Consider the following 22,669-nt stretch of genomic DNA (forward strand, 5'->3'; position numbering starts at 1 on the left):
AACCTCGAACCTCGAACCTCGAACCTCGAACCTCGAACCTCGAACCTCGAACCTAAATTATTTCAATATTGATCCGATGAATATAAGGAGGGACTCATGCGTTACATCTATTACATCATCGGGATCATTGTCGCCGCCGGACTCGCCGTTGTGGCCACCGGCCATCTGCTTAAACCGGAAACAAAAGATGACGCGGCCCTGACCGTCAACGGGCGCACCATCAGCATCGAGGAAATCGACAGCCGTCAGCAGTACGCCTCCTACCCCTATCGCAGCCTCAATGATTTCATCGACGACCTGATCACCCGCGAGCTGCTTATCCAGGAAGCCCGCCGTCGAGGCATCGACCGCGAAGAATCCTTCCGCCGGGCCATCCAGGACCAGTACGAACAATCCCTGATCAAACTGCTGCTGGACCGGATGGCCAACCAGCTTTCGCCCAAGGTCAGCGATCGGGATATCGCCGCATACCGGGCCTGCAGCACGCGACGTTACCGCCTGGAACAGGGGCTGTACGACAATCCGCAGGACAGGAACCCAGTGCGGCCGCCCCGAACCATCGAAGATGATTTCAACGCCCTGCCACTTGCCTGGCAGCTGCAGTTGCTGCCGCTGAAAAACGGCCAGGAGACCGCCCCCTTCCCGGTCGGCAACCAGTACTGCGTGCTGCGCGTCGAGCAGATAAAAGACAGCGGGACGGCCGTTGAACTCAGTGATGACGAAATTCGCCGACTGCTCACCGACGGTCGACGACAACTGGCCCTCGATGCCTGGATGAATGACCTGCGCCGCACTGCGCGGATCGAAAAATCACCGTTATTGAAACAGCGGGAGGGGCAGCAATGAAACGCCACTACAAACGCCGCAACTTCTTTATCAACAAGGAATTCCAGGGCCGCTTCATCTTCCTGTACTTCACTTTCAGTTTTGCCGGCGTGATTTTCTTCGCCCTGATCTTCAGCTTTCTTTCCCAGGACCACCTCACCATCGCCTACAGCGGCCAACAGCTGCAGTTCGGCAAGACCCCCCTGGTGCTGCTGCGCGAACTGGTCGAGGCCAACTGGATCTTCCTGATCACCGTCGGCGTCTTCATCGCCCTGGTGTCGATGTTCCTCACCCACCGGGTCGCCGGCCCCCTGTTCCGCTTTGAACGGACCTTCGAGGCCATCAGCAATCGCGATCTCGACTGGCGGGTGGTGCTGCGCAGCAAGGATGAGGCCAAGCAGGCCGCCGGCAAGCTCAATGCCGCCAACGACACTCTAAATACCGATTTGCGGGCCATACTGGCCCGCAGTGAACACCTCGATTCAATATTGGAGAAACTGCAGGAGGGCGACGCGGCAGAAGCACTGCTGCTGCGCCAGGCACGGGCCGAGAATCAGGGGATTCTCGACCTGTTGAAGGGATACCGTTTTCGCTCAGGGTAACCATGCGCCTTGCCTGCCCGCTCGCCGCCGGCCTGCTTCTGCTGCTGGCGGCGGCCCCTGCGACCGCGGGAGAAATCCATTCGCGGTACGCGACACTCAGCTACGACCGCGTTGAGCTGCTGCAACGGTTCAACAGCAAGGTCCGTCTTGACGGTGGTTTCTTCTCCTTCGGAAGCAGCAGCGCCCATGTCGATGACGAGGTGCGCAAAAAGCTGGACCAGTTCGCCGCGCGGGTGCAGGAGATCCTCGATATGCGGCCGAAGGGATTCAAGTTCAAGGTCGTGCTGCTCCCGGACCGCCGCCGGGTCGACGAGATCTACGCCGAACAGTACCGGCTGCGCAAAGGCTTCATCGCCTTTTTCTCCCCCAAAACCAACACCATCTACATCTCCGTCGATGACGTCAAATCCCGGGTCTTCGCCCACGAACTCGCCCACGCCGTCATCCACCACTACTTCAACCGCGCGCCGCCGACCAAGGTCCATGAGCTGCTGGCGCAGTATGTGGAGAGCCAGTTGTAGTGGGAAGGGGGGGACGTTGTTAAGTAATTCACTTTTGGAACAAAAGTGAATTACTTAACAACGTCCCCTTGATTCAGCGCCTGCAGCTGCTTCCTCACCCATTTGTCGCGCGGATTGAGCCGCAACGCCTGCTGAAAGGCTTCACGGGCCTGAAGATCGAGTCCGCTGCGCAGGTCATAGATTCCAGCGGCGCGATAGAGCGACGCATCACCGCCACGTCTCTCCAGCCCCTCGGTGATCACCTGCAGGGCCAGAGCCCACTCTTTCCTGCGGGCGTAGTAACGCGCTACCCGGTGATAGGCACCGGAGCCGTTATTTTCTCCGTCGGCCAACGCCAGGGAACGCCGGTAGACCTCTTCCGCCGCCGTCGTCATGCCCCGCTCGACGAGGTAATCACCATAGTCGAGCCAGGGGCCGGAGAGGGACGGCAGCACGGCGCGCAACTCCCGGTCACTGAATCCCGACAGGATCAGCAACGTCAGGTAGTTCCGCGTCCGCTTCGGCTCCAGCGCCAGTGCCCGGCGCAGGCTGTTGACCCCGTCCTCGCGCCGCCCCTGGCGCAGTTGCCAGTTGCCCAGCACCCGCAGGCGCTCAGCCGTCATCCGATCAAGCGCGGCCGCCTGAAGCAGCAGGCTCTCCGCCGCCTCATCACGCCCCTGACCGGCCAGCAGCAGCCCCGTCTGCTGCAGAATTTCCCCGTCCAGGGGCCGACAACGCAGGGCGCGCAGATAGGAGGAAAACGCCTCCTCCCGGTTGCCGGAGAGCCGCAACAGGTTGCCGACAGCAAAGTGATAATCAGCCTGCAGCGGATCCCGTGCCGCCGCCTGTCGGCTGGCACCGAGCAACGCCTGCAGCTGGCCCGGTTCCCGGATCTCCCGTGGATTGACTCCTTCGACCGGGGCGAACGCCAGCAGTCCGCCGCAGACGCCTCCCCGCAGCACCAGGAAGCTGAACAACAGCACCATGGCCGCCGGGGCGGCGATTCGTCCGCTCCTGCCACCCGCAGGCACCAGATCGCTGGTGACCCGCCCCGCTCGTGAACGGGTCGCCGCCGCCGCGATCAGCAGCCCCCAGAGCAGGGCGAACCAGAGCAGGTTGGCGCCGATACGAAGGTTGAAATCGGTCAGACTGTGCAGGGCGATGCTGCCGAGCCCGGCCAGGCAGCCGATCCCGAGATAGTTCGACATCAGGGTCCGGCGCCTGCGCAACTGACGCCAGGCGGTGAACAGGATGGTCAGCAGCGCCGCCGTCAGCAGGAGGCTGCCGACCAGTCCGTTATCGGTCGCCCACTCAATATAATCGTTATGCGCGTGGTCAACGACATGACCGAAAGTCGGAACCGTCTGGTAACCCCGGTAGACATCGGCAAAAGTGCCGACACCGGTGCCGGCCAGGGGATAATCGGCCAGCATCTGGCCGCTGTCCCGCCAGTAGTCCGGGCGCTGCTCCTGCAGGCTGCCGTCGACAGCCCGCAACCGGGCGAAATCAGCAAAGATCGGCTCCCAGCCGAAGATGCCGACGCCGCCGAGCAGCAGGGCGAAAAAGACCGCCAGCAGGATCCCCCGCCGCCGATCAAAACCGCGCAGCACCAACAGCAGACCGAACAGCAGCAGCGCCCCGCAACAGCTCAGGATGCCGCCGCGCGATCCGGAAATGAATATCGACACCGCGACCAGCAGCGACCCCATGCCGAACAGCAGGTGCGGACTAGCCTGCGGATCGCTGAAAAAATCAACCAGCTGTTCGCGCCAGTTGCTGTAACTCGTCTGCGGCTTGTGAACCAGGAACCAGGCGACGCAGAGCGGCAGCAGCATCCCCATCAACCCGGCGTAATGATTGCCGTTGACATAGGTGCCGAACTGCTGCGCGGTCCCCGGCGGCCAGGGATGGAGAACCCAGAGGATGCGGCCATTGGGAAAAAGGCTGTAAAAAATCGCCAACAGGGCGTAGAGCCCGGCGAAGCAGACCACCACCGTCAACGTCCGACGCAGCGCCACCCGGCTGTCAATCAGCTGTACCGCCAGAAAGTAGACGGCGATCCCGGAAAAGAGCTGGAAGATTTCAAGCAGGCTGGCACGCGGGTTGATGGACAACGGCAGCCAGCTGCCGGGGGAAACCAGCCAGACCCCTTCGCTGTAGTGCCGCCAGGCGGTCGGGGAGAGGATTTTCAGCATGGCCGGCGGCAACGGCAGGCACTGCAGCAGCAGAAATATCCCCAGCAACAGCAGCAGCCGCGTCCCCGGCACCCGGTAAGCACGCCGGCGACCGCGCGCGACCGCCAGCGCCCAGACCAGCAGCAGCCCGAAGACCGCCCCCTGGACCAGAAGCTGCGCCCAGGAACCGGTGGTGCCATAGGCCAGCGGAGCAATAATCAGGATTGTCAGTAACGCATTGAGCATGTGAACCCTTAGCCGCCAGCCTCATATCACGGGGACAGTCCCCATTCCTTCAGTTTGCAGTTTGCAGCCTTGAGCCTTGAGCCTTGAACTTCGAACCTACAACCCCTCCCCGGCCAGGATCTTCGCCGGGTTGTCGACCACCAGTTTCAGGGCGGCGGCCTTGCCGATCACCCGCCCCGCCACCTTGAGTCCCTTTGAAAGAACCGGCGGCCGCCAGTCGGCACTGTGACCGTCGCTGGCCAGCAGGTGGACCCAGCCGTTTCGCAGCAGGTGGCGGCCGCAGGCGCGGGACTCGGGGCCGAACCCGCCGGTCAGACTCTCGGCGGTGATCTGCACCAGCGCCCCGGCAGCGACCAGTTCGCCGATCAGGTCTGGCGACCGCAGCACCGAGGGGTTGCGTTCCGGGTGAGTGATGATCGGCACCCGGCCGCGATTGAGAAGCTCGAAGACCAGTTCACCGGCATCGGCCGGAAGGTGGGTATGGGGAAATTCGATCAGTTGGTAGGGACCATCGTGCAACGGGTGGGCGGCCAGGGCCTCGGCACCGATGCTGGTCGCGGCGTCGGCACCGACATAGAGCCGCAGGTCGATCCCGGCGCGGTCGATCTCTTCCTGGAAAGCGGCGACCCGAGCGGCGATCTGCGCCCGGTCGAGACCGCTGTACGGCACATGGGGCGTGGCCGCCAGCTTGTGTATCCCGTCCGCCGCCGCCACCCGCGCCATCGCCAGCGCTCCCTCCAGGTCGGAAGGGCCGTCGTCAACATCGGGAAGTATGTGGCAGTGCAAATCAATCATGGACGCGATGACTCCGCCTCGCGCCCATGATTGATTTGCACGGGCACGAGGCGCAAGGCGCGAGGCACGAGGTTGTATTCAGGCGCTGTGCGCCTGCACGGGACCGCTACCCCCTGGTCCCAAACCCTCATTAAAGGGACTGTCCTCTTGTTGCCTGTTCACGCAAAAACGATGTTCCAAGGCTGATCAAAAGTCTCCAGATGCGAGGCGCCCGAGCCCCTGCGGAATAAGGCGTACCGGAAGGTACGTCGTTGACGCAGGGGGGAGGGAAACGACGCAGATGGGGCTTTTCATCAGCCCTGCAAAACCTCCCAACAGCGAGACCCGGTTCACGTCATAAACAACGCCCCGAGGCTGATCAAAAGTCTCCAGATGCGAGGCGCCCGAGTCCCTGCGGAATAAGGCGTACCGGAAGGTACGTCGTTGACGCAGGGGGGAGGGAAACGACGCAGATGGGGGCTTTTCATCAGCCCTGCAAAACCTCCCAACAGCGAGACCCGGTTCACGTCATAAACAACGCCCCGAGGCTGATCAAAAGTCTCCAGATGCGAGGCGCCCGAGTCCCTGCGGAATAAGGCGTACCGGAAGGTACGTCGTTGACGCAGGGGGGAGGGCAACGACGCAGATGGGGGCTTTTCATCAGCCCTGCCCTTGAGCTTCGGGCTCCTCGCCATAGTATGACTGATAATAATACTGGTAGTAATAATCGCTCTTCTTCAGTTCCAGGGCGTTGATCACCATGCCGAGGATCGGGGCGTTGATGTCGGCGAGAGACTTGACCGCCTTGCCGGCCATCTCGAAGGTGGTCTGCCGGGCACGGACCACCAGCATGGTGCCGTCGAACAGGCGGCTGATGATGCGAGCGTCGGCCACGGTCAGCAACGGCGGCGAATCACAGAGGATGATGTCGAAATCCTTTTCCAGACCGTCCAGCAGCCGGGCCATCCTAGTTGATGACAGCAGCTCCGCCGGGTTGGGCGGAATCGGTCCAGAGGTGATCAGCGCCAGGTTCTCCACCGGCCCCTTCTGCAGCAGGGTTTCGCCGCTGCCGCCGGCCAGGTAGTTGGAGAGGCCGTGCTTGTTGCTCTTGCCGAACACCTTGTGCAGCCGCGGACGGCGCATGTCGCCGTCGAGCAGTACCACCTTCTTGCCGGCCTGAGCCAGGGCGATCGCCAGGTTGGCGGCGGTTGTGGTCTTGCCGGCCGCCGCTCCGGGACTGGTGATGAGGATCTTCCCCGGGGCGCCCTCCGCCGATGACAGCAGCACCGCGGTGCGCAGCGCGCGGTAATTCTCGGCGTAGGTCGAGCGCGGCTGTTCCAGCAGCACCTTCTCCAGGTTCCGGCCCTTATCCTTCCACAGCGACACCAGGCCGAGCACCGACAAGCCGAGGGCCTTCTCGGTCTCTTCCGGGTACTTGACGGTGTTGTCGAGATACTCGACGAAGAATGCCAGGCCGATACCGGCCATCAGGCCGACGATAATGCCGAGCAGCAGGTTCTTCGGCTTGTTGGGAGCCACCGGATGGTCCGGGGTCGAGGCCTTTTCGACGATCCACAGGTTGACCGGCTGGGTCTCCTTGGTGATGCTCTGTTCCTTGATCTTCAGCATCAGCGCGTCGTAAAGTTGACGGTTGGTCTCGACCTCCCGCTTGAGGGCGCCGTACTGGATGAATTTCTGATTCAGGTTCTGCGCTTCGGCCTTGGTCCGCTGCATCTGCGCGCGCAGGTTCTCCTCGTTGGAAACCGCCAGTTCGTATTCATTCTTGATCGAAGCGATGATCCGGGTGATCTCCTGGTCGCGCTTCTTCTTCAGAATGGACAGGTCGCCGACCGCCTTTTTCATCACCGGATGCTTGGGACCGAATTTTCCCGACAGCTCCATGATATGCTGCTCCGCCTTGAGAATCTCGGCGCGCAGGGTCTGCAGCGCCGGATCAGAGGCGATCGCCGGAATCGTAACCGCCACGGCGGTATTCCCGGCCGCCTTGCGCACCTGGGCGTAGAGGGTCTCCTGCTCCTTGCGGTGCGCCTCGGCATTGACCAGCTGGGTACTGATCTGCGACAGCTTCTGCGGCGTCACCGCCAGCCGGTCCTCGAGAGTGACGATGTCGTTGGCAACCATGTACTGCTGCATCACCTTTTCCGCCTGCCCCAGCTTCTTCCTCTCGTCGGCAGCCTTACGGGTCATCCAGTCGAGAGTCAGGCGGGTCGAATCGAGCTTCATGTTGAGCGTCTCTTCGATATAGGCCTTGGCGGTGGCGTTGGCGATGCGGGCGGCGAACACGGGGTCGGGCGATCGATAGCTGATGGTCACCAGACGGCTGTTCTTGAACGGCCGCACCGACAGGTCACGGCTGATCGCGTCAGCCAGGGCGATCTCCTGCTCGTGCGGATCGGCAGGAGCCGCATCCTCGTCCTGCGTACTGCCGATCACCGTCAAAACCGTATCGATCAGCTCGGACAGCCACGACGGGCCCTTCCCGTCAGCGTCGCTCTGCAGCGCCCCCGAGCCGAGCAGGTCGAGATTACGCACCACCCGCAGCGACACCGCCCGGCTCTTGATCAGCTGGAACTGGGTCTCGTAGAACTCGGGATCGTAGAAACGGTAGGCGGTCTCGGAAGAGATGCCGTTCGGCTGCGCCTTTTCGATCAGGACCTTGGTCGTCCCCTCGTAGAGCGGCGTGCGGGCGAAGGTGTAAAGAGCCACCATCACGAAAATCAGCAGGAAGACGGTAATCACCAGGTTGCGACGCTTGCTGATGACCCGCAGATAATCACGCAAATGGATTTCTTCAGAATTCATAAAACTTTCAACCTTTGCACACGGAAAAACCGGAAAAGGCAGGAAAAAAGCGGATTAACCGGACTGCCTGAGCTTTCGAAAAACTCTTCTCCTGACGACCGGCTCGGGCCCAAAATTGAGCAGCAAGCCGACTTCAAGGTCGGTCGCCCGGAGATAATTCAACAATTGTGCTTCATGTTCCGGAGCAAGTTTCTTAGTCGCCTTAAGCTCGACGACCACCTCTTCATTGATGAGAATATCGGCGAAAAATTCGCCGACCGCCAGACCATCGTAATGGACCCGAATCGGCACCTGGCACTGGACCGAAAGGCCAGCCTTGGTCAACTCGTAAGCCAGGGCTCTTTCATAGACCTTTTCCAGAAAGCCGAACCCCAGGCGGTTGTAGACCGTGTAGAAGCAACAGATAATGCGACGGGTAATTTCATCCCCAGGCGGGGACTCACCTGCAAATCCTGCTCTTTCAGTTTTTTCCGCTTTTTCTGCGGCCATTCCTAGAAAAAACTCTCCGGGACCACCACCACGTCGTCCGGCTTGACCACCATGTTCATCGGCACCTTTTCGAAAATCTGTTCCTTGCCGTCGACCTTGCGGATCACCTTGACCCGGCCTTTGGAGGCAAGGTTGGTGAAACCGCCGGCCTTGGTGACCGCCATGATGACAGTGGTGTTGTCATCGATCTTGTAGGAATCGGGGTTGTCGACCTCACCGGTGACGTAGACCATTCCGGCCTTGGGCACGAAGACGTTGTCGCCGGTCACCAGGGGGATATCGAGAGAACTGTCCCCCTCTTCAAGCAGGCGCTTGAGATCGATGCGGATGATCTGTTCCCGACCGTCGACCTTGCGATGCACCGTCGCCCGGTCACCGGCATCCCGCGACAGGCCGCCGGCCTTGGAAATCAGCTCCAGCAGGGTGGTCGGACCGGACATTTCGTACAGCCCCGGCTTGTCGACCTGACCCATGATCACCACCTTGCGGCTGCGGAACTCCTGAACGAAGACCGACACCTGCGGGTTGACGATGTAGCCGTCGGCCAGGGCCGCGGAGAGCTTCTCCGAAACCTCGCTGACCGACAGCCCGTCGATGGAAAGTTCACCGATCAGCGGAAAGATAATGCTCCCGCCGCCGGCGATACGCACCGTCGTCGTCAGGTCGGGGTGGTCATAGACCGTCACCTTCAGAACATCCCCCTCCCCCACGTGGTAATCCGCTTCCCCCGCCGCCACGGCGGGAATGAAGCAGATCCCCAGCAGCATAACCGCCAGGGCGCTCAACAATGCGTGTTTCATTAAAAATCCTCTTTCAACAGTCTGAAAGCTAAAGGCCAGAGGCTAGAGGCCAGGGGCCAGAGGTCTTGTGCAGGCGCAAAGCGCCTGAATACAACCTCGAACCTTGAACCTCGCCCCTGCCGGCTCTTCGACCCGGCCCTACATCATCACCATCAGGTTGGCGTAGAAGGTGCTGTTCTCGTAATCGAAACGATCGAAATTCGAATCGCGGTTGCCGTAATTGTAGCCGAGACTCAGGTTCATCCAGCGCAGGGCCGACCAGCCGATACCGGCGCCGATGCGGAAATAGTCATCGTCACGGAAATCGGTCTTGCCGCCGAAGGTGAGCAGATCCTGGTACTCGTCGCGATTGTAGGAGAAATCAATCTTGAGACTGGTCTTGGCGGTCAGCTGCTGGGTGTAGACAGCCGCCCCGAGATAGGTGAGGCGATTGCTGATGCCGGCGATATCCGATTCGTTGGTCTGCCGGGTACCGCTCAGGCTGAGCTTCGACTTGGGTGTGAACTGGTGAGTCAGCTGCACTTCGGCAATGAAATTATCCTCATCGCTGATCCCGCTCTGCTTGAAATCCTTCTGTTCATAACCGCCCTTGATCATGCCCTGGGTCTTGCCGGTCACGTCCCAGTGGAGACCGAGAAAATAACGGTTCTCTACGCTGTCATCCTGAATCCCCTGGTCATAATCGACATCGACATACTCGTACTGGACGAAGACCCGGGTCTTCGGCAGTACCCGGTAACTGACCGCGGCACCGGCCTTGAAATCATCACGATCACGGAAGGCGTTGCGGTCGGCATCATAATCGAGGCTGTAGTAGCCGAGATTGGCGCGCAGGGTCAGCCTCGGGCCGACTTCGTAGCTGGCGATGCCGTCAAACAGGTAGGATGTGTACTTGTCGACCAGCCGGGAATTGCTGGCGCCGGTCGAGTAGGGATCCTGGGTATTCTCGTAGACCGCCGCCAGGTTCAGGCCGAGGCCGCCGCGAAGGTTGACATCAATCATCCCCTCACCGCGCTGGGTGGTATTCTCCTGGTCGGTGAAATTCTTGTTCTTGTAGAAGTCGGCGCTGTAACCGGCGTAACCCTGCAGGCGGTGGCCGCTGTTCTGCCGAAAACGGGTCAGCGGCATGCCGCCGGCCGCGGTATTGAGAGTCGCCAGCTTCTCCGGGCGGGTCTTCATCCCGGGGAAGGCAAGCCAGAGACCGGGGGTGACAACGGTGGTGAATTCCTCTTCCTTGTTTCCCGGGGTATTGAAGAAGTTGTCGGTATAGACCTCACCAACCGCCAGGTAGGGATGCAGGTAACCGCTCTCGGCACCGAAGATCTCTCCGGCGGTCTGGACCTGTCCGGCGATCGGCGGCGACGGCAGATAGCCCGACGGCGCTTCCATCGTCTCTGGAGTCGCCGGCGCCGCATCGGCCGCCCACCCGGTCAGCGGACACACGAGCAACATCAGCCCGACAAGGGCGGATAAAGATTTCATCGGATGCCTCCTGAATAGAAAAAATTGAATGATTCTGGCCAAAGGCCAAAGGCCAGGGGCCAGAGGTCCTGTGCAGGCGCGAAGCGCCTGAATACGACCTTGAACCTAGAACCTCGCGCCTCGCGCCTCGAACCTCTATTGCACCTTCGACGGGCTGATCGACGTACTGATACGACCGCCGCCGCCGACCGTCGTCGGGTTCGCGACCACCGCGCCGGGGGCCCCGGCGGGGGTGTAACCAAGGCCGGCCAGTTCGTCGAGCCCGACCACTTCACCGACAATCCGTCGGTCGTAGCCGGCATCGACCGCCGCCCGGGCGATCACTTCGTTGGCCACCCCGGCATCAGCCAGAGCGTTGAGGACATCCTTCTGCGGATAGCCGAGTTCGTTGGCGACCACCAGCACCCCACAGAGGTTGGGCCCCAGCTCAAGCGCCTGCCGGATCATCTGCTCCAGGGATTTTCCTTCCTTCTGCCCCTGCTGAAACAGGGTGTTGACCGCGGGCCGCACATCCTTGGCGCAATCGGTCTCGGCCCCCACGGCCCCACCCTGCTTTTCAGCGGCAAATGCCTGCAGGGCCAGGGCCAGCACAAACATCAGAACAACCAGTTTTTTCATCATGTCCTCCCCCCTTGTTCGGGTTTCATACGGAACTGAATAGCTGTTTTCCCATAAACTTTGATACTAGGCAGAGACAACGGGGCAAGTCAACGACCAAAGCCCGCTGCAACGGGAGTTTCAGGGCCGATCATCAGGCCTCCTGCTCCTCTCCCCTGCCCCCTTTTTCAAACCGAAGTGAACGACTCCACCCGCTCCACCTCGCCGCTCGGAAACCGGGGCACCGGCCGGTACTCGGGAACCAGTTCCTGCAACAGGGCCAGCACCTCGGCGGCCAGGTAATGGCGTGACGCTTCGTACAAATCATCCAGCCGCCGGTTCAGCCAGTCCCAGTCGGTTTCCGTCGAGGCGGCCACCCGGATTTTTTCATGCCGGGTCGGCTTGATCCCCTCACCACCGACCAGCAACTCCTCGTAGAGCTTTTCCCCCGGCCGCAGACCGGTGAACTCGATGTCGATCTCTTCATAAGGCTTGAACCCCGACAGCCGAATCATGGTTTCGGCCAACTCGACGATCTTGACCGAGGATCCCATGTCGAGCAGGAAGATTTCACCGCCGTTGCCCATGGACCCGGCCTGCAGCACCAGTTGGGCCGCCTCCGGGATCGACATGAAAAACCGGGTCACCTCCGGATGGGTCACCGTCACCGGCCCCCCCTTGCGGATCTGCTCACGGAAGGTCGGGATAACGCTGCCGTTGCTGCCGAGTACATTGCCGAACCGCACCGTGACGAAATGGGTCATGCTGCGCCGGGCGAGATTCTGCACATAGACTTCCGCCGCCCGTTTCGAAGCCCCCATGACATTGGTCGGGTTGACCGCCTTGTCGGTTGAAATCATGACGAAATTGCGCACCCCGTAGCGGTCGGCGGCATCGGCGAGTACCCGGGTGCCGCGCACGTTGTTGTTGGCCGCCTCGGCCGGGTTGCATTCCATCATCGGCACATGCTTGTAGGCCGCCGCGTGAAACACGACCTCCGGGGCATATTCCGCAAAAATACTGTCAACCCGCGCCATGTCCCGGATATCGCCGATCACCGGAAGAACGTTCAGCTGCGGAAAACTCGCCCGCAGTTCATTCTCGACATGAAACAGGGCCGTCTCGGCATGTTCGTAAAGGATCAGGCGTGCCGGTTTGAAACGGGCCACCTGGCGGCACAGCTCACTGCCGATACTGCCCCCGGCCCCGGAGACCAGGATCCGTTTCCCCGTCAGGTAGCGGCCAATTTCATCCATTTCCAGCCGGGCCGGTTCCCGACCGAGCAGATCCTCCATGTCGACGTCCCGCAACTGCTGCACCGAGACCCGGCCGTCAATCAGACAACCGACCCCCGGCAGGGTCTTGAACTTGACCCCGGCCGTCTGGCAGAGCGTCACCAGGTCCTGCATCGCCCTCCCGGAAGCCGAGGGGATGGCGATAATCACCTCATCCACTCGGTAGGCCTGGCAGATCGACTCCAGCTCATGGGTCCCGCCGAGAACCTTGACCCCCTGGAAAGACTTCTGCTGCTTGGTCGGGTCGGCGTCCAGAAAGCCGACCGCCTCCATGTTCAGATCGGGGTTCTGGCGCAGTTCCCGGACAATCGCCTGACCGGCATTACCGGCACCGATCACCAGGATACGGGTCCGGCTTCCCCCGGAGCGGCTGAAGAAAGGCAGGTAGTCCTCCCGGTAAGCCCGGGTCAGCAGACGGATGCCGCAGGCGAAGAGAAAACAGAGCACCCCGTCGAGTACCAGCACCGAACGTGGGACGTTGTCGAGACGATGCACCAGAGAGACATAGACGATGAAGAGGACCGACGCGACCAGGTTCGCCTTGAAGATCGACAGCGCGTCGGCCAGCGAGACATAACGCCACCAGCCGGTGGAAAGACCCATCTGGCGGAACACCAGCAGCTTGATCAGCAGCAGCGGCGCGATCAGCGCGGCGATGGTACTCCAGTATTCCCCGGGAATCACCAGGTCGAATCGCAAGGCAAACGCCGACAGAAAAGCGAGACAGATCAAGGTCATCTTGATCGCCAGCACGGTCAACCGCCGGTGATTGAACAGAACCTCCGCCGTTTTCTCCATGAACTCCCCCCAGTCGCAGCTTTTCAATCCCTGCCTGAAAATAACAAGCCTCCTGATTTGATCTATCGGGGGAGTATAGAGACCGCATCTCAAAAAAATCTCAAATTTTGGGGGTACCGGGGGGTTTTTTGAAAAAAAATGCGGGGCCAACCGGCCCCGCACCTTGATCCTTGATCCTCAAACCAATCCGCCGCAAGATTTACGCAGAAAAAGCGGATCAATCCAAACCCCAAAGCCTTCTGCTTTTGCCCTATCAACGTTCATCCGCCCTTTCTTGAATGGGAGATGGGAGATGGGAGATGGGAGATGTAAAGACTTAACATCTCACGTCTCCCATCTCCCGTCTCACGGCCTTCGCCTCGCTCCTCCAAATCCTGCCCCGGCACTACAGGGTTTCCCCGTGACGATTCCGCATGGCGAAAGACAATTCGTCTTTTTTTTCTTTTTTTCCTTTCCCGGGGGGAATTTTGAGATTTTTTTGAGAAGTCGTCCCCATAATAGAATTTATTTTGATAAACCATTGTTTTAAGAGTTGTCATTTCCCCTGCGGTGGATACCTTCCTTCCGACCACCACGCCTCCAGTTCCGCCACGCAGTTCCCCGCAGTGAATTGACGTTGTCTGGCGATTCCTGGCCAGGATGAATGCTTTCAGGCCTGGCCTGTACTGGGAGGACGAGTGCCGTCTCGTCGGGAGGAGGATACAATGAAACGCCTTTCTGTTGTTGCCCTGTCTGTGCTGCTGGTTCTACTGACTGTACTGCCCGCCCTGGCCATCGACAGCGACGGCGATGGCATCGACGACACCATCGACAACTGTCCGACCATCGCCAACGCCGACCAGGCGGATGCCGACGGTGACGGCATCGGCGATGTCTGTGACGCCTGTCCCGACGATGCGGCCAACGACAGCGACAATGACGGCATCTGTGCCGGAACCAGCTACAATGCTCCCAAAAGCGCCGCCGGCGACAACTGTCCGGCCGATGCCAATTACGACCAGAAGGATTTCGACGGCGACGGCGTCGGCAACGCCTGCGACAACTGCTACAGCGTGATCAATCCCAGTCAGCTCGACAGCGACAACGATTATGTCGGCGATGCCTGTGACGCCTTCCCCAACGACGCCAACCTGCTCTACGACCTCGACGGTGACGGAGTCGGTGAAAAGCCCGGGAGCAGCGGCCCCGGTTACGACAACTGCCCCCTCCAGCCCAACCCCAGCCAGCGTGACAGCGACAGCGACGGCTACGGTGACGCCTGCGACGCTTTCCCCACCGACGGTAGTGAGTGGGTCGATACCGACGGCGACGGCATGGGGGACAACAGTGATGATGACGGTGTCACCAATCTGCCACTGACCGGGCAGGCAAGCTGTTACGACATCGACGGCAACCCGATCGCCTGCAGCGGCACCGGCCAGGATGGCGAGACCCGCAACGGAGCCGCATGGCCGAATCCGCGCTTTGCCGACAACGGCGACGGCACCATCACCGACCTGCTGACCGGACTGACCTGGCTCAAGGATATCGGCTGTCTGGGCACCGGTGACTGGGACACCGCCTTCAAGCAGGTGATCACGCTCAACAACAATCCCGCCACGCTGAACTGCAGCGGCTATACCGGCAGCTATGACGACTGGGTGCTGCCGAACATCAACCAGCTTCTCAGCCTGCGCAACGACGTGGATGCCGATCACAACGGTTGGCTGACCGCCCAGGGTTTCCTGGTACCTGCCGGTCCAACCCAGGATGCCCGCTTCTGGTCATCGACCACCTACCGCTACGGGGACAGCGGAAATCCGTCCGATTTCATACATGCCGCCGTGAGCGGCAAGAATATGGGAACGGTGACCTATACCTCCAAGATTCTGACCGACCCTGTCTATCTGGCCAACCACCACATCTTTCCGGTGCGGCTGGCCACCATGCCGGCGCCGGCCGTCCCCCTGGCCACCGGGCAGGAAACCTGCTTCGATTCCGGCGGCAATCTGATTGACTGCGTCGGTTCGGGACAGGACGGCGAGTTCCGGATGGGGGCCAAAAAGCCTTCCGGAATCAGGTTCGTGAATAACGGTGACGGCACGGTTTCCGATCGGCTTACCGGCCTTGTCTGGCAGCAGAACGGCCTCTGCTACGGCGAGGTGATCCAGAACCTGACCGGGGAATGGGCCGAAACGGCCAGCCAGTTCGATTGGCAGGCCGCTCTCGACTATGTCGCCGGACTGAATGACGGCACCTACGCCGATTGCGCTTTCGGCCGCACCGACTGGCGGCTGCCAAACGCCGTCGAACTGGGCAGCCTGACTGGCGACTGGAGCCTGAGCTATACCGCTCCAAGCGATCAACTGCAATACCTCGGCTTCAGCACGCCCTGGAAATCCATGTTCTGGTGGAGCTCCACGCCGACACCGCCGAACACCTTTACCGGGACGACACCCTATGTCTATGCTGCGGCCACGGCCCATAACTGGCGGCCCGCTCACGCAACGGTCGCGGGCGATGGCACGTATCCCAAGGCGATTGCCTGGACCGTCGCTGCCGGCATCACCGGGCCCCGCCTGAGCCGGGCCCCGGCAACGCACGATTTCGGCGTGGTGATGATCGGGGATCCGGCCCCGACCGTGACCGTCAATGTGCGCAACCTCGGACCTGTCGACCTGGTGCTGCAGCAGGCCGCGCTCAGCGGCATCAATGCCGCCGCCTTCGGCATTCAGAACGATACCTGCTCCGGGCAGACCCTGGCCGGCGGGTCGACCTGCAGTCTCGAGATCGCCTGTGTCGTCACCCAGCCGGGGACCAGGAACGCGGTTCTCGAACTGGCCTCCAACGATCCGGGCCGACCGCTGGTGTCCACCCCCCTGGCGGCCGAGGCCCGCTACTACGACCAGGACAACGATGGCGTCGGTGACCCGGTCGACAACTGTCCGGCTGACTACAACCCGCTGCAGATCGACGCCGACCATGACGGCATCGGCGATGCCTGCGACAGCTGTCCTGCGGATGCCGACAATGACAGTGACAACGACGGCATCTGTGTCGGCGGCAGCTTTGCGACGCCGATGACCGCCGGCAACGACAACTGTCCGGTCAACGCCAACCCGCTGCAGACCGACAGCGACGGCGACGGCATCGGCGATGCCTGCGATATCTGCCCCAATGATGCAGCCAACGATACCGATGGTGACGGCATCTGCGGTGATGTCGACAACTGTCCCAACACGGCCAATCCCAGCCAGCTCGACTCCAACAATGACGGCGTCGGCGATGCCTGCTCGGCCGACAGCGACGGTGATACCATCATTGACGCGTTCGACAACTGCCCGAATGTCGCCAACCTCGACCAGAACGACACCGACTCCGACGGGACGGGCGATGCCTGCGACTTCTGTCCCCTCGACAGCAACCTGCAGACCGAGCCGGCAGTGACGGCCGGCAATGGCGGCTACGACCTGCGCGAGACCTGCAGCAGTTGGGACGGAGTGGGAACTCCCGAGCTGGAATTCAGCGGTGATGACACGGTAAGTTCCTACACCCTGCCCTGGAACTTCTCCTTCTACGGCACAGCCTACGGCAGTATCACCATCGATTCCAACGGCCGCATCTGGTTCAGTCACAGCTATTCCGAATATTCAGCCGGACTGGTCAATGCCGGCTACGGGCCGGTGATCGCCCCCTGGGCGAACGATCTCTCCTCCTCATCCTACGGCCAGATCCGGGTCGAGCACAAGACCGGTCCCGAGCGGGTGGTGATCGAATGGCAGACCGAGACCTACAGTGATGCCGGCGACGGCCCCCTGAGTACCTTCGAGGTAGTGCTCTTCGCCGACGGCGCCATCCGCTTCGACTATTTCACCTTCAACTGCACCACTTGCAGCACCAGCAACGCCTCCGGCATCAGTGCCGACGACGGTACGCGCTATCTCGACCTGACCGCCGCCTTCGGTGCCGTCGACAGCCTGGCCGGGCGCTCCTTCCTCTTCGCACCGCCGCCTGACATCGACGGCGACGGGATCCTCAACGGGGCCGACAACTGTCCGAATATCGCCAACCCCGGCCAGCTTGATGCCGACCTTGACGGTATCGGGGATGCCTGCGATGCCTGTCCGGATGATGCCGGCAACGATGCCGACGGCGACGGCCTCTGTGCCGGTACCGGTTTCAACCCGCCGATGACCGGGGATGGCGACCTCTGTCCGGGAGATGCCGGCAACGACATTGACGGCGACGGCATCTGCGATGGCAGCGGCTTCGTGGCACCGAAGACCGGTGAGCAGGACAACTGCCCGGCGGTGGCCAATCCGCTACAGGCCGACGGTGACGGTGATGGCGTCGGCGACGCCTGCGACAACTGTGCGCTGCAGCCCAACGCCGACCAGATCGACAGTGACTATGACGGTCTCGGCAATGCCTGCGACGCCTGCCCCAACGGCGGCTGGTGCGCCCAGAGCATCGACCCGGTCGACAGTGCGGGCCTCGACTGGTGGGGCCCTGACCACGGCGTGCTGACCTCCGGTGACTATCTCGCGCTCTATCCGCCGGTGACCGGTGGCGGGGGAGGTTCCGGCGCGCCGCAGGTCTTCTATTACCAGGTCGACGCCTCGGCGGCCGGTTCCTGGAGCGGCACCGGCTTCGACTGGGCGGCCCTCTCCCGGGTCGACGCCAACGGCCAGTCGCTGCTCGACGGCAGCGGACAGCCGCTGCCGGCCGACCTGACCGGCAACGCCGGGGCGATGCTGCGCACCTTCAGTGACTGGACCTGCCATGACCAGGCACCGGTCAGTTCGCTGTTGCTGAAGGCGGGGCACCCGGCCGTCAACAGCCAGGGTGAGCTGGTCTACGCCAACGGTACGACCATCACCTCCAACCAGCGCGGTGCCCTCGCCTATGCCAGCGGGCAGGAGGTGAACAGCCTCGATCTGAACGACCGCGGCGATCTGGTCTGGCTGTCCACCAGATATTCCTATGACTACAGCTACAGCACCTATGTCAGGACCTACTACGCGCAGCAGCAGCTGACCGATGCGACTTCGGCGATCACCCTGTACACGGGGAACGGTTACAGCAGCAGCTATCCCTACGATGTGGCGATCAACAACGCCCGCCAGATCGTAACGCTCTGGTATGCTTCGACAGGAAGTTACCAGCTCAAGCTGGATGGTGTCCTTCTCCACAGCAGCAATTTCAGACTCGATGATGTCGAGATCAACGACCTGGGCGATATCGTCTTCGCCGAAAACAGCCAGGTCTATCTGCTCGACCATAACGACACGACCCACACGCCGCAGGCGGTGACCGGCGCCACCGGCAGCGAGCCGTCGATCACCAACAGCGGCGAAATCTTCTGGATCGCCAACAACCAGGTGGTGTCGAGTGTCCGGGGGGTCGTCAGCGCGGCCTGCGAGGGATCCAGTGCGCTCTATTCCGACCCGGCCCCCAACCAGTGCGGTGACGTCGCCTTTGACGTCAAGCTCTCCTCCAACCAGTACCAGCCGACGGTCAAGGGCGCTCTGCAGCCCTGCCTGGTCGATATCGACGGCGACGGGCTCGACGATATCCGTGAGTATCAGTTCTTCGGCGACCTGAGCCAGGGGGCGGCAGGCGATTACGACGGCGACGGGGCGAGCAACGCCCGCGAGTTTGCCGCCGGCACCGATCCGGCCGACAACGCCAGCACGCCGCCGCCGCTGCTCGAACTGCTCGATACTTCCGGGCAGACGCTCGGTACCCCGCTGCCGGCCGATGCGGTCAGCTTCCGGACGGTGGTCAACGGCTGCAGCGACAAGCCTGACCTGGTGGAGCTCTGGTATGACGCGGACGGTGACAACCTGCTGTCGGGCGGGGACCTGCTGGTCGAGGATGCCCTGCTGCGCGATGTCGCCGACAGCACGTCCGGGCTGCTGGCCACCAGCATTTCCAGTGACAGCGAGCTGTTCGCTCCGGACAGTGCCCCCCAGGCGCATCGGACCGATTCCCTGGTTGATCTGGCCGGCGCCCTGCTGCCCCAGGGGGACTACATCGTACGGGCCGTCGACTGCAACGGCTACAGTGAACTGCTGCCGCTGCAGGTGACCGCGCCGTCCGCGGCTCCCGTAGCGAACCTGGCGGGAACGGTTGCCGGTGCCGGGAGTGTGACGGCGCCGCAGGCGCTGGTCTGGGCCGAGGACGGGGATAGCGGGCAACTGCTCGGGGTGGCGGTCAGTGATGCGCTGGGCAGCTACACCCTGGATCTGCCGCGGCTGCCGGGCTCCGGGCTGTTGCGGGTCGGGGTCGATGCCCCGGGAGTGGTTTTCCCGCCGGTGCAGGTGGCGGTGGTGGCCGGTCCCAACAGCTTCGACCCGGTGGTCGAGCTGAGTGACGCCAGCCTGACCGGGCAGGTGCAGACCGATGGCGGTTCCTGGCCCGGTCCCTTCGGGCCGCGCGTGAGCGCCAGCCGTGCCGACGGCGCGGAGGTTTCCAGCCGCGCCGCGGCCGACGGCAGCTACAGCCTGCCGGTTCTCTCCGGCGCCGACTGGACGGCGCAGGCCGACCTGGCACCCGGTTACTTTGCCATCCAGTCTTCCGCCGGCCCGGTGACGGTCAGCGGACCCGGCAGTCAGCCGGGCGGGAACTTCACCTTTTTCACCGAAACCGCCACCTTCGGGGTCACCGTGGTCAACGAGGACAGCCAGGCGGTGAGTGACGCCACCGTCTATGCCACCTGTGCCGACACCTCCTGCAGCGGACTGATGGGAGCGGGGCTTACCGACGCCTCCGGCCTGGGACTGGTCGGGGCCCAGGCGGGAATGAACTGGAGTATCAGTCTGTACGCCGCCGACGGCGTCTACAACCTGGGCGGGACCCCGACCGAGCTGGTGCCCGGTCCGTCGCAGTCTGCCACCTGTGCCGGCGGCACGGTCTGCATGCAGCCCAATTTTGCTGTCTACCTCGCCGACGGCGCCATCGAGGGCACCGCCCGCCACGCCGACGGCACGCCGTTCGCCGGCGCCCTGATCTTCGCTGTCAGCAGCAACGCCCTGAATGGCAGCACACCGCTGAGCGGTGAGGTCACGGTCATCGACACCGCCGACGCCAACGGGCACTTCCGCCTGCCCCTGCTCGGCGGCGACTGGCGCCTCCACGCCCAGGATCCCGACACCGGCGAACAGGGGACCGAGCAGACCCGGACCCTCACCGTGGACGGCAACGATCAGATTGACCAGCCGTACGAGACGATAACCGGGGTGGATTTGACGGTGGGGGTGGTACCACCGGTGTCGGCTGTAAGTTTTACAACTACCCCGGCCAGCCCCCAGGTTGTGGGCCAACCTGTCACGGTGACGGCGAACGCAACCGGTGGCAGTAGTCAGGTCGAATACCAGCTGTGGGTTTACGACTATGACGGGGCGTCTCCCACGTGGCGGCTGGCAAATAACTGGCAGGTCGATCCGAACCTGGTGTGGGATACGAGTCTTCTGGCGTCAGGCGCGGGACACTATAGTCTGCAGGTACGGGCTCGAAGTGCGGGATCACTAGTTGCGTATGAGGCCCGTGCGTTCAATTCATATTACTATTTGGTAACTGAATCTCCGGTCAGTTCTGTGAGCCTCAGTATCACATCACCAAACCCCCAGGTTATTGGTCTGCCTGTAACAATGGTAGCAAATACAACCGGGGGAGGGACGCAGGTCGAGTACCAACTTTGGATTTACGACTATGACGGGGCGTCTCCCACGTGGCGGCTGGCAAATAACTGGCAGGTCGATCCGAACCTGGTGTGGGATACGAATCTTCTGGCGTCAGGCGCGGGACACTATAGTCTGCAGGTACGGGCTCGAAATGCGGGATCACTAGTTGCGTATGAGGCCCGTGCGTTCAATTCATATTACTATTTGGTAACTGAATCTCCGGTCAGTTCTGTGAGCCTCAGTATCACATCACCAAACCCCCAGGTTATTGGTCTGCCTGTAACAATGGTAGCAAATACAACCGGGGGAGGGACGCAGGTCGAGTACCAACTTTGGATTTACGACTATGACGGGGCGTCTCCCACGTGGCGGCTGGCAAATGACTGGCAGGTCGATCCGAACCTGGTGTGGGATACGAATCTTCTGGCGTCAGGCGCGGGACACTATAGTCTGCAGGTACGGGCTCGAAATGTGGGATCACTAGTTGCGTATGAAGCCCGTGCGTTCAATTCATATTACTATTTGGTAACTGAATCTCCGGTCAGTTCCGTGAGCCTCAGTGTCACATCACCAAACCCCCAGGTTGTTGGTCTGCCTGTAACAGTGGTAGCAAATACAACCAGGGGGGGGACACAGGTCGAGTACCAACTTTGGATTTACGACTATGACGGGGCATCTCCCACGTGGCGGCTGGCAAATGACTGGCAGGTCGATCCGAACCTGGTGTGGGATACGAGTCTTCTGGCGTCAGGCGCAGGACACTATAGTCTGCAGGTACGGGCTCGAAATGTAGGATCACTAGTTGCGTATGAAGCCCGTGCGTTCAATTCATATTACTATTTGGTAACTGAATCTCCGGTCAGTTCCGTGAGCCTCAGTGTCACATCACCAAACCCCCAGGTTGTTGGTCTGCCTGTAACAGTGGTAGCAAATACAACCGGGGGGGGGACACAGGTCGAGTACCAACTTTGGATTTACGACTATGACGGGGCATCTCCCACGTGGCGGCTGGCAAATGACTGGCAGGCCAATCCGAACCTGGTGTGGGATACGAGTCTTCTGGCGTCAGGCGCAGGACACTATAGTCTGCAGGTACGGGCTCGAAATGTAGGATCACTAGTTGCGTATGAGGCCCGTGCATTCAATTCATATTACTATTTGGTAACTGAATCTCCGGTCAGTTCCGTGAGCCTCAGTGTCACATCACCAAACCCCCAGGTTGTTGGTCTGCCTGTAACAGTGGTAGCAAATACAACCGGGGGGGGGACACAGGTCGAGTACCAACTTTGGATTTACGACTATGACGGGGCATCTCCCACGTGGCGGCTGGCAAATGACTGGCAGGCCAATCCGAACCTGGTGTGGGATACGAGTCTTCTGGCGTCAGGCGCAGGACACTATAGTCTGCAGGTACGGGCTCGAAATGTAGGATCACTAGTTGCGTATGAGGCCCGTGCGTTCAATTCACAATATTGGCTGAATTGAAGACTTAAAAGTGCGGACACACAAATGACGCGAGGAGAGAAGCAAGACTTGTGCTCCCCCACATACTCATCGTTGCCGTGTTCAAAGGGTATGGCTGGCTGATGCAACTGAGCAG

12 protein-coding genes are annotated in these 22,669 nt (G+C 61.5%); 4 read left to right on the plus strand and 8 right to left on the minus strand.

Annotation, left to right across the window (positions count from 1 at the left end):
• Positions 1 to 96 precede the first annotated feature (96 nt).
• Genes B5V00_RS14780 through B5V00_RS14790 form a run of 3 tightly spaced genes read left to right on the plus strand, consistent with a single transcriptional unit; the run spans position 97 to position 1,948 of the window.
• Entirely contained in the window at positions 97 to 846 is a 750-nt protein-coding gene (locus B5V00_RS14780) for a SurA N-terminal domain-containing protein (RefSeq protein ID WP_085011594.1), read from the plus strand.
• Positions 843 to 1,427 (plus strand): methyl-accepting chemotaxis protein, encoded by a 585-nt coding sequence (locus tag B5V00_RS14785; RefSeq protein ID WP_085011595.1) that lies wholly within the window; start codon positions 843 to 845, stop codon positions 1,425 to 1,427. Before B5V00_RS14780 ends, B5V00_RS14785 begins: the two co-directional genes overlap by 4 nt.
• 2 nt (positions 1,428 to 1,429) lie before the next feature.
• Entirely contained in the window at positions 1,430 to 1,948 is a 519-nt protein-coding gene (locus tag B5V00_RS14790; protein WP_085011596.1) for a hypothetical protein, read from the plus strand.
• A gap of 50 nt (positions 1,949 to 1,998) precedes the next feature.
• Here B5V00_RS14790 and B5V00_RS14795 read toward each other — a convergent pair whose 3' ends face one another.
• From B5V00_RS14795 to B5V00_RS14830, 8 genes are all read right to left on the minus strand, one after another.
• Positions 1,999 to 4,347, minus strand: a complete 2,349-nt coding sequence (locus B5V00_RS14795; RefSeq protein ID WP_085011597.1) for an O-antigen ligase family protein — start codon at positions 4,345 to 4,347, stop codon at positions 1,999 to 2,001.
• Positions 4,348 to 4,443: 96 nt separating this feature from the next.
• Entirely contained in the window at positions 4,444 to 5,142 is a 699-nt protein-coding gene (locus B5V00_RS14800) for a tyrosine-protein phosphatase (protein WP_085011598.1), read from the minus strand.
• Positions 5,143 to 5,781: 639 nt separating this feature from the next.
• The gene (locus tag B5V00_RS14805) at positions 5,782 to 7,944 is read right to left on the minus strand and encodes a GumC family protein (protein ID WP_085011599.1); all 2,163 of its coding nucleotides are present in this window, start codon (positions 7,942 to 7,944) and stop codon (positions 5,782 to 5,784) included.
• Positions 7,945 to 7,998: 54 nt separating this feature from the next.
• Positions 7,999 to 8,433 carry a GxxExxY protein gene (locus B5V00_RS14810; protein WP_085011600.1) on the minus strand — a complete coding sequence of 145 codons (435 nt, stop codon included), beginning with the start codon at positions 8,431 to 8,433 and terminating at the stop codon, positions 7,999 to 8,001.
• Positions 8,434 to 8,435: 2 nt separating this feature from the next.
• The gene (locus tag B5V00_RS14815) at positions 8,436 to 9,233 is read right to left on the minus strand and encodes an SLBB domain-containing protein (RefSeq protein WP_085011601.1); all 798 of its coding nucleotides are present in this window, start codon (positions 9,231 to 9,233) and stop codon (positions 8,436 to 8,438) included.
• A 138-nt stretch (positions 9,234 to 9,371) separates the two neighbouring features.
• Positions 9,372 to 10,715 carry an outer membrane beta-barrel protein gene (locus tag B5V00_RS14820; protein ID WP_085011602.1) on the minus strand — a complete coding sequence of 448 codons (1,344 nt, stop codon included), beginning with the start codon at positions 10,713 to 10,715 and terminating at the stop codon, positions 9,372 to 9,374.
• 135 nt (positions 10,716 to 10,850) lie between these two features.
• Positions 10,851 to 11,336, minus strand: a complete 486-nt coding sequence (locus B5V00_RS14825) for a hypothetical protein (protein WP_085011603.1) — start codon at positions 11,334 to 11,336, stop codon at positions 10,851 to 10,853.
• Between the two features lie 164 nt (positions 11,337 to 11,500).
• Positions 11,501 to 13,405 carry a polysaccharide biosynthesis protein gene (locus B5V00_RS14830; protein ID WP_085011616.1) on the minus strand — a complete coding sequence of 635 codons (1,905 nt, stop codon included), beginning with the start codon at positions 13,403 to 13,405 and terminating at the stop codon, positions 11,501 to 11,503.
• 704 nt (positions 13,406 to 14,109) lie between these two features.
• On the opposite strand from B5V00_RS14830, the gene B5V00_RS17325 reads away from it, so the two are divergent.
• Positions 14,110 to 22,554, plus strand: coding sequence for a thrombospondin type 3 repeat-containing protein (locus tag B5V00_RS17325; protein WP_216355496.1), 8,445 nt, complete (start codon positions 14,110 to 14,112; stop codon positions 22,552 to 22,554).
• Positions 22,555 to 22,669 lie beyond the last annotated feature (115 nt).

Source organism: Geothermobacter hydrogeniphilus (assembly GCF_002093115.1).
Lineage (GTDB): Bacteria > Desulfobacterota > Desulfuromonadia > Desulfuromonadales > Geothermobacteraceae > Geothermobacter_A > Geothermobacter_A hydrogeniphilus.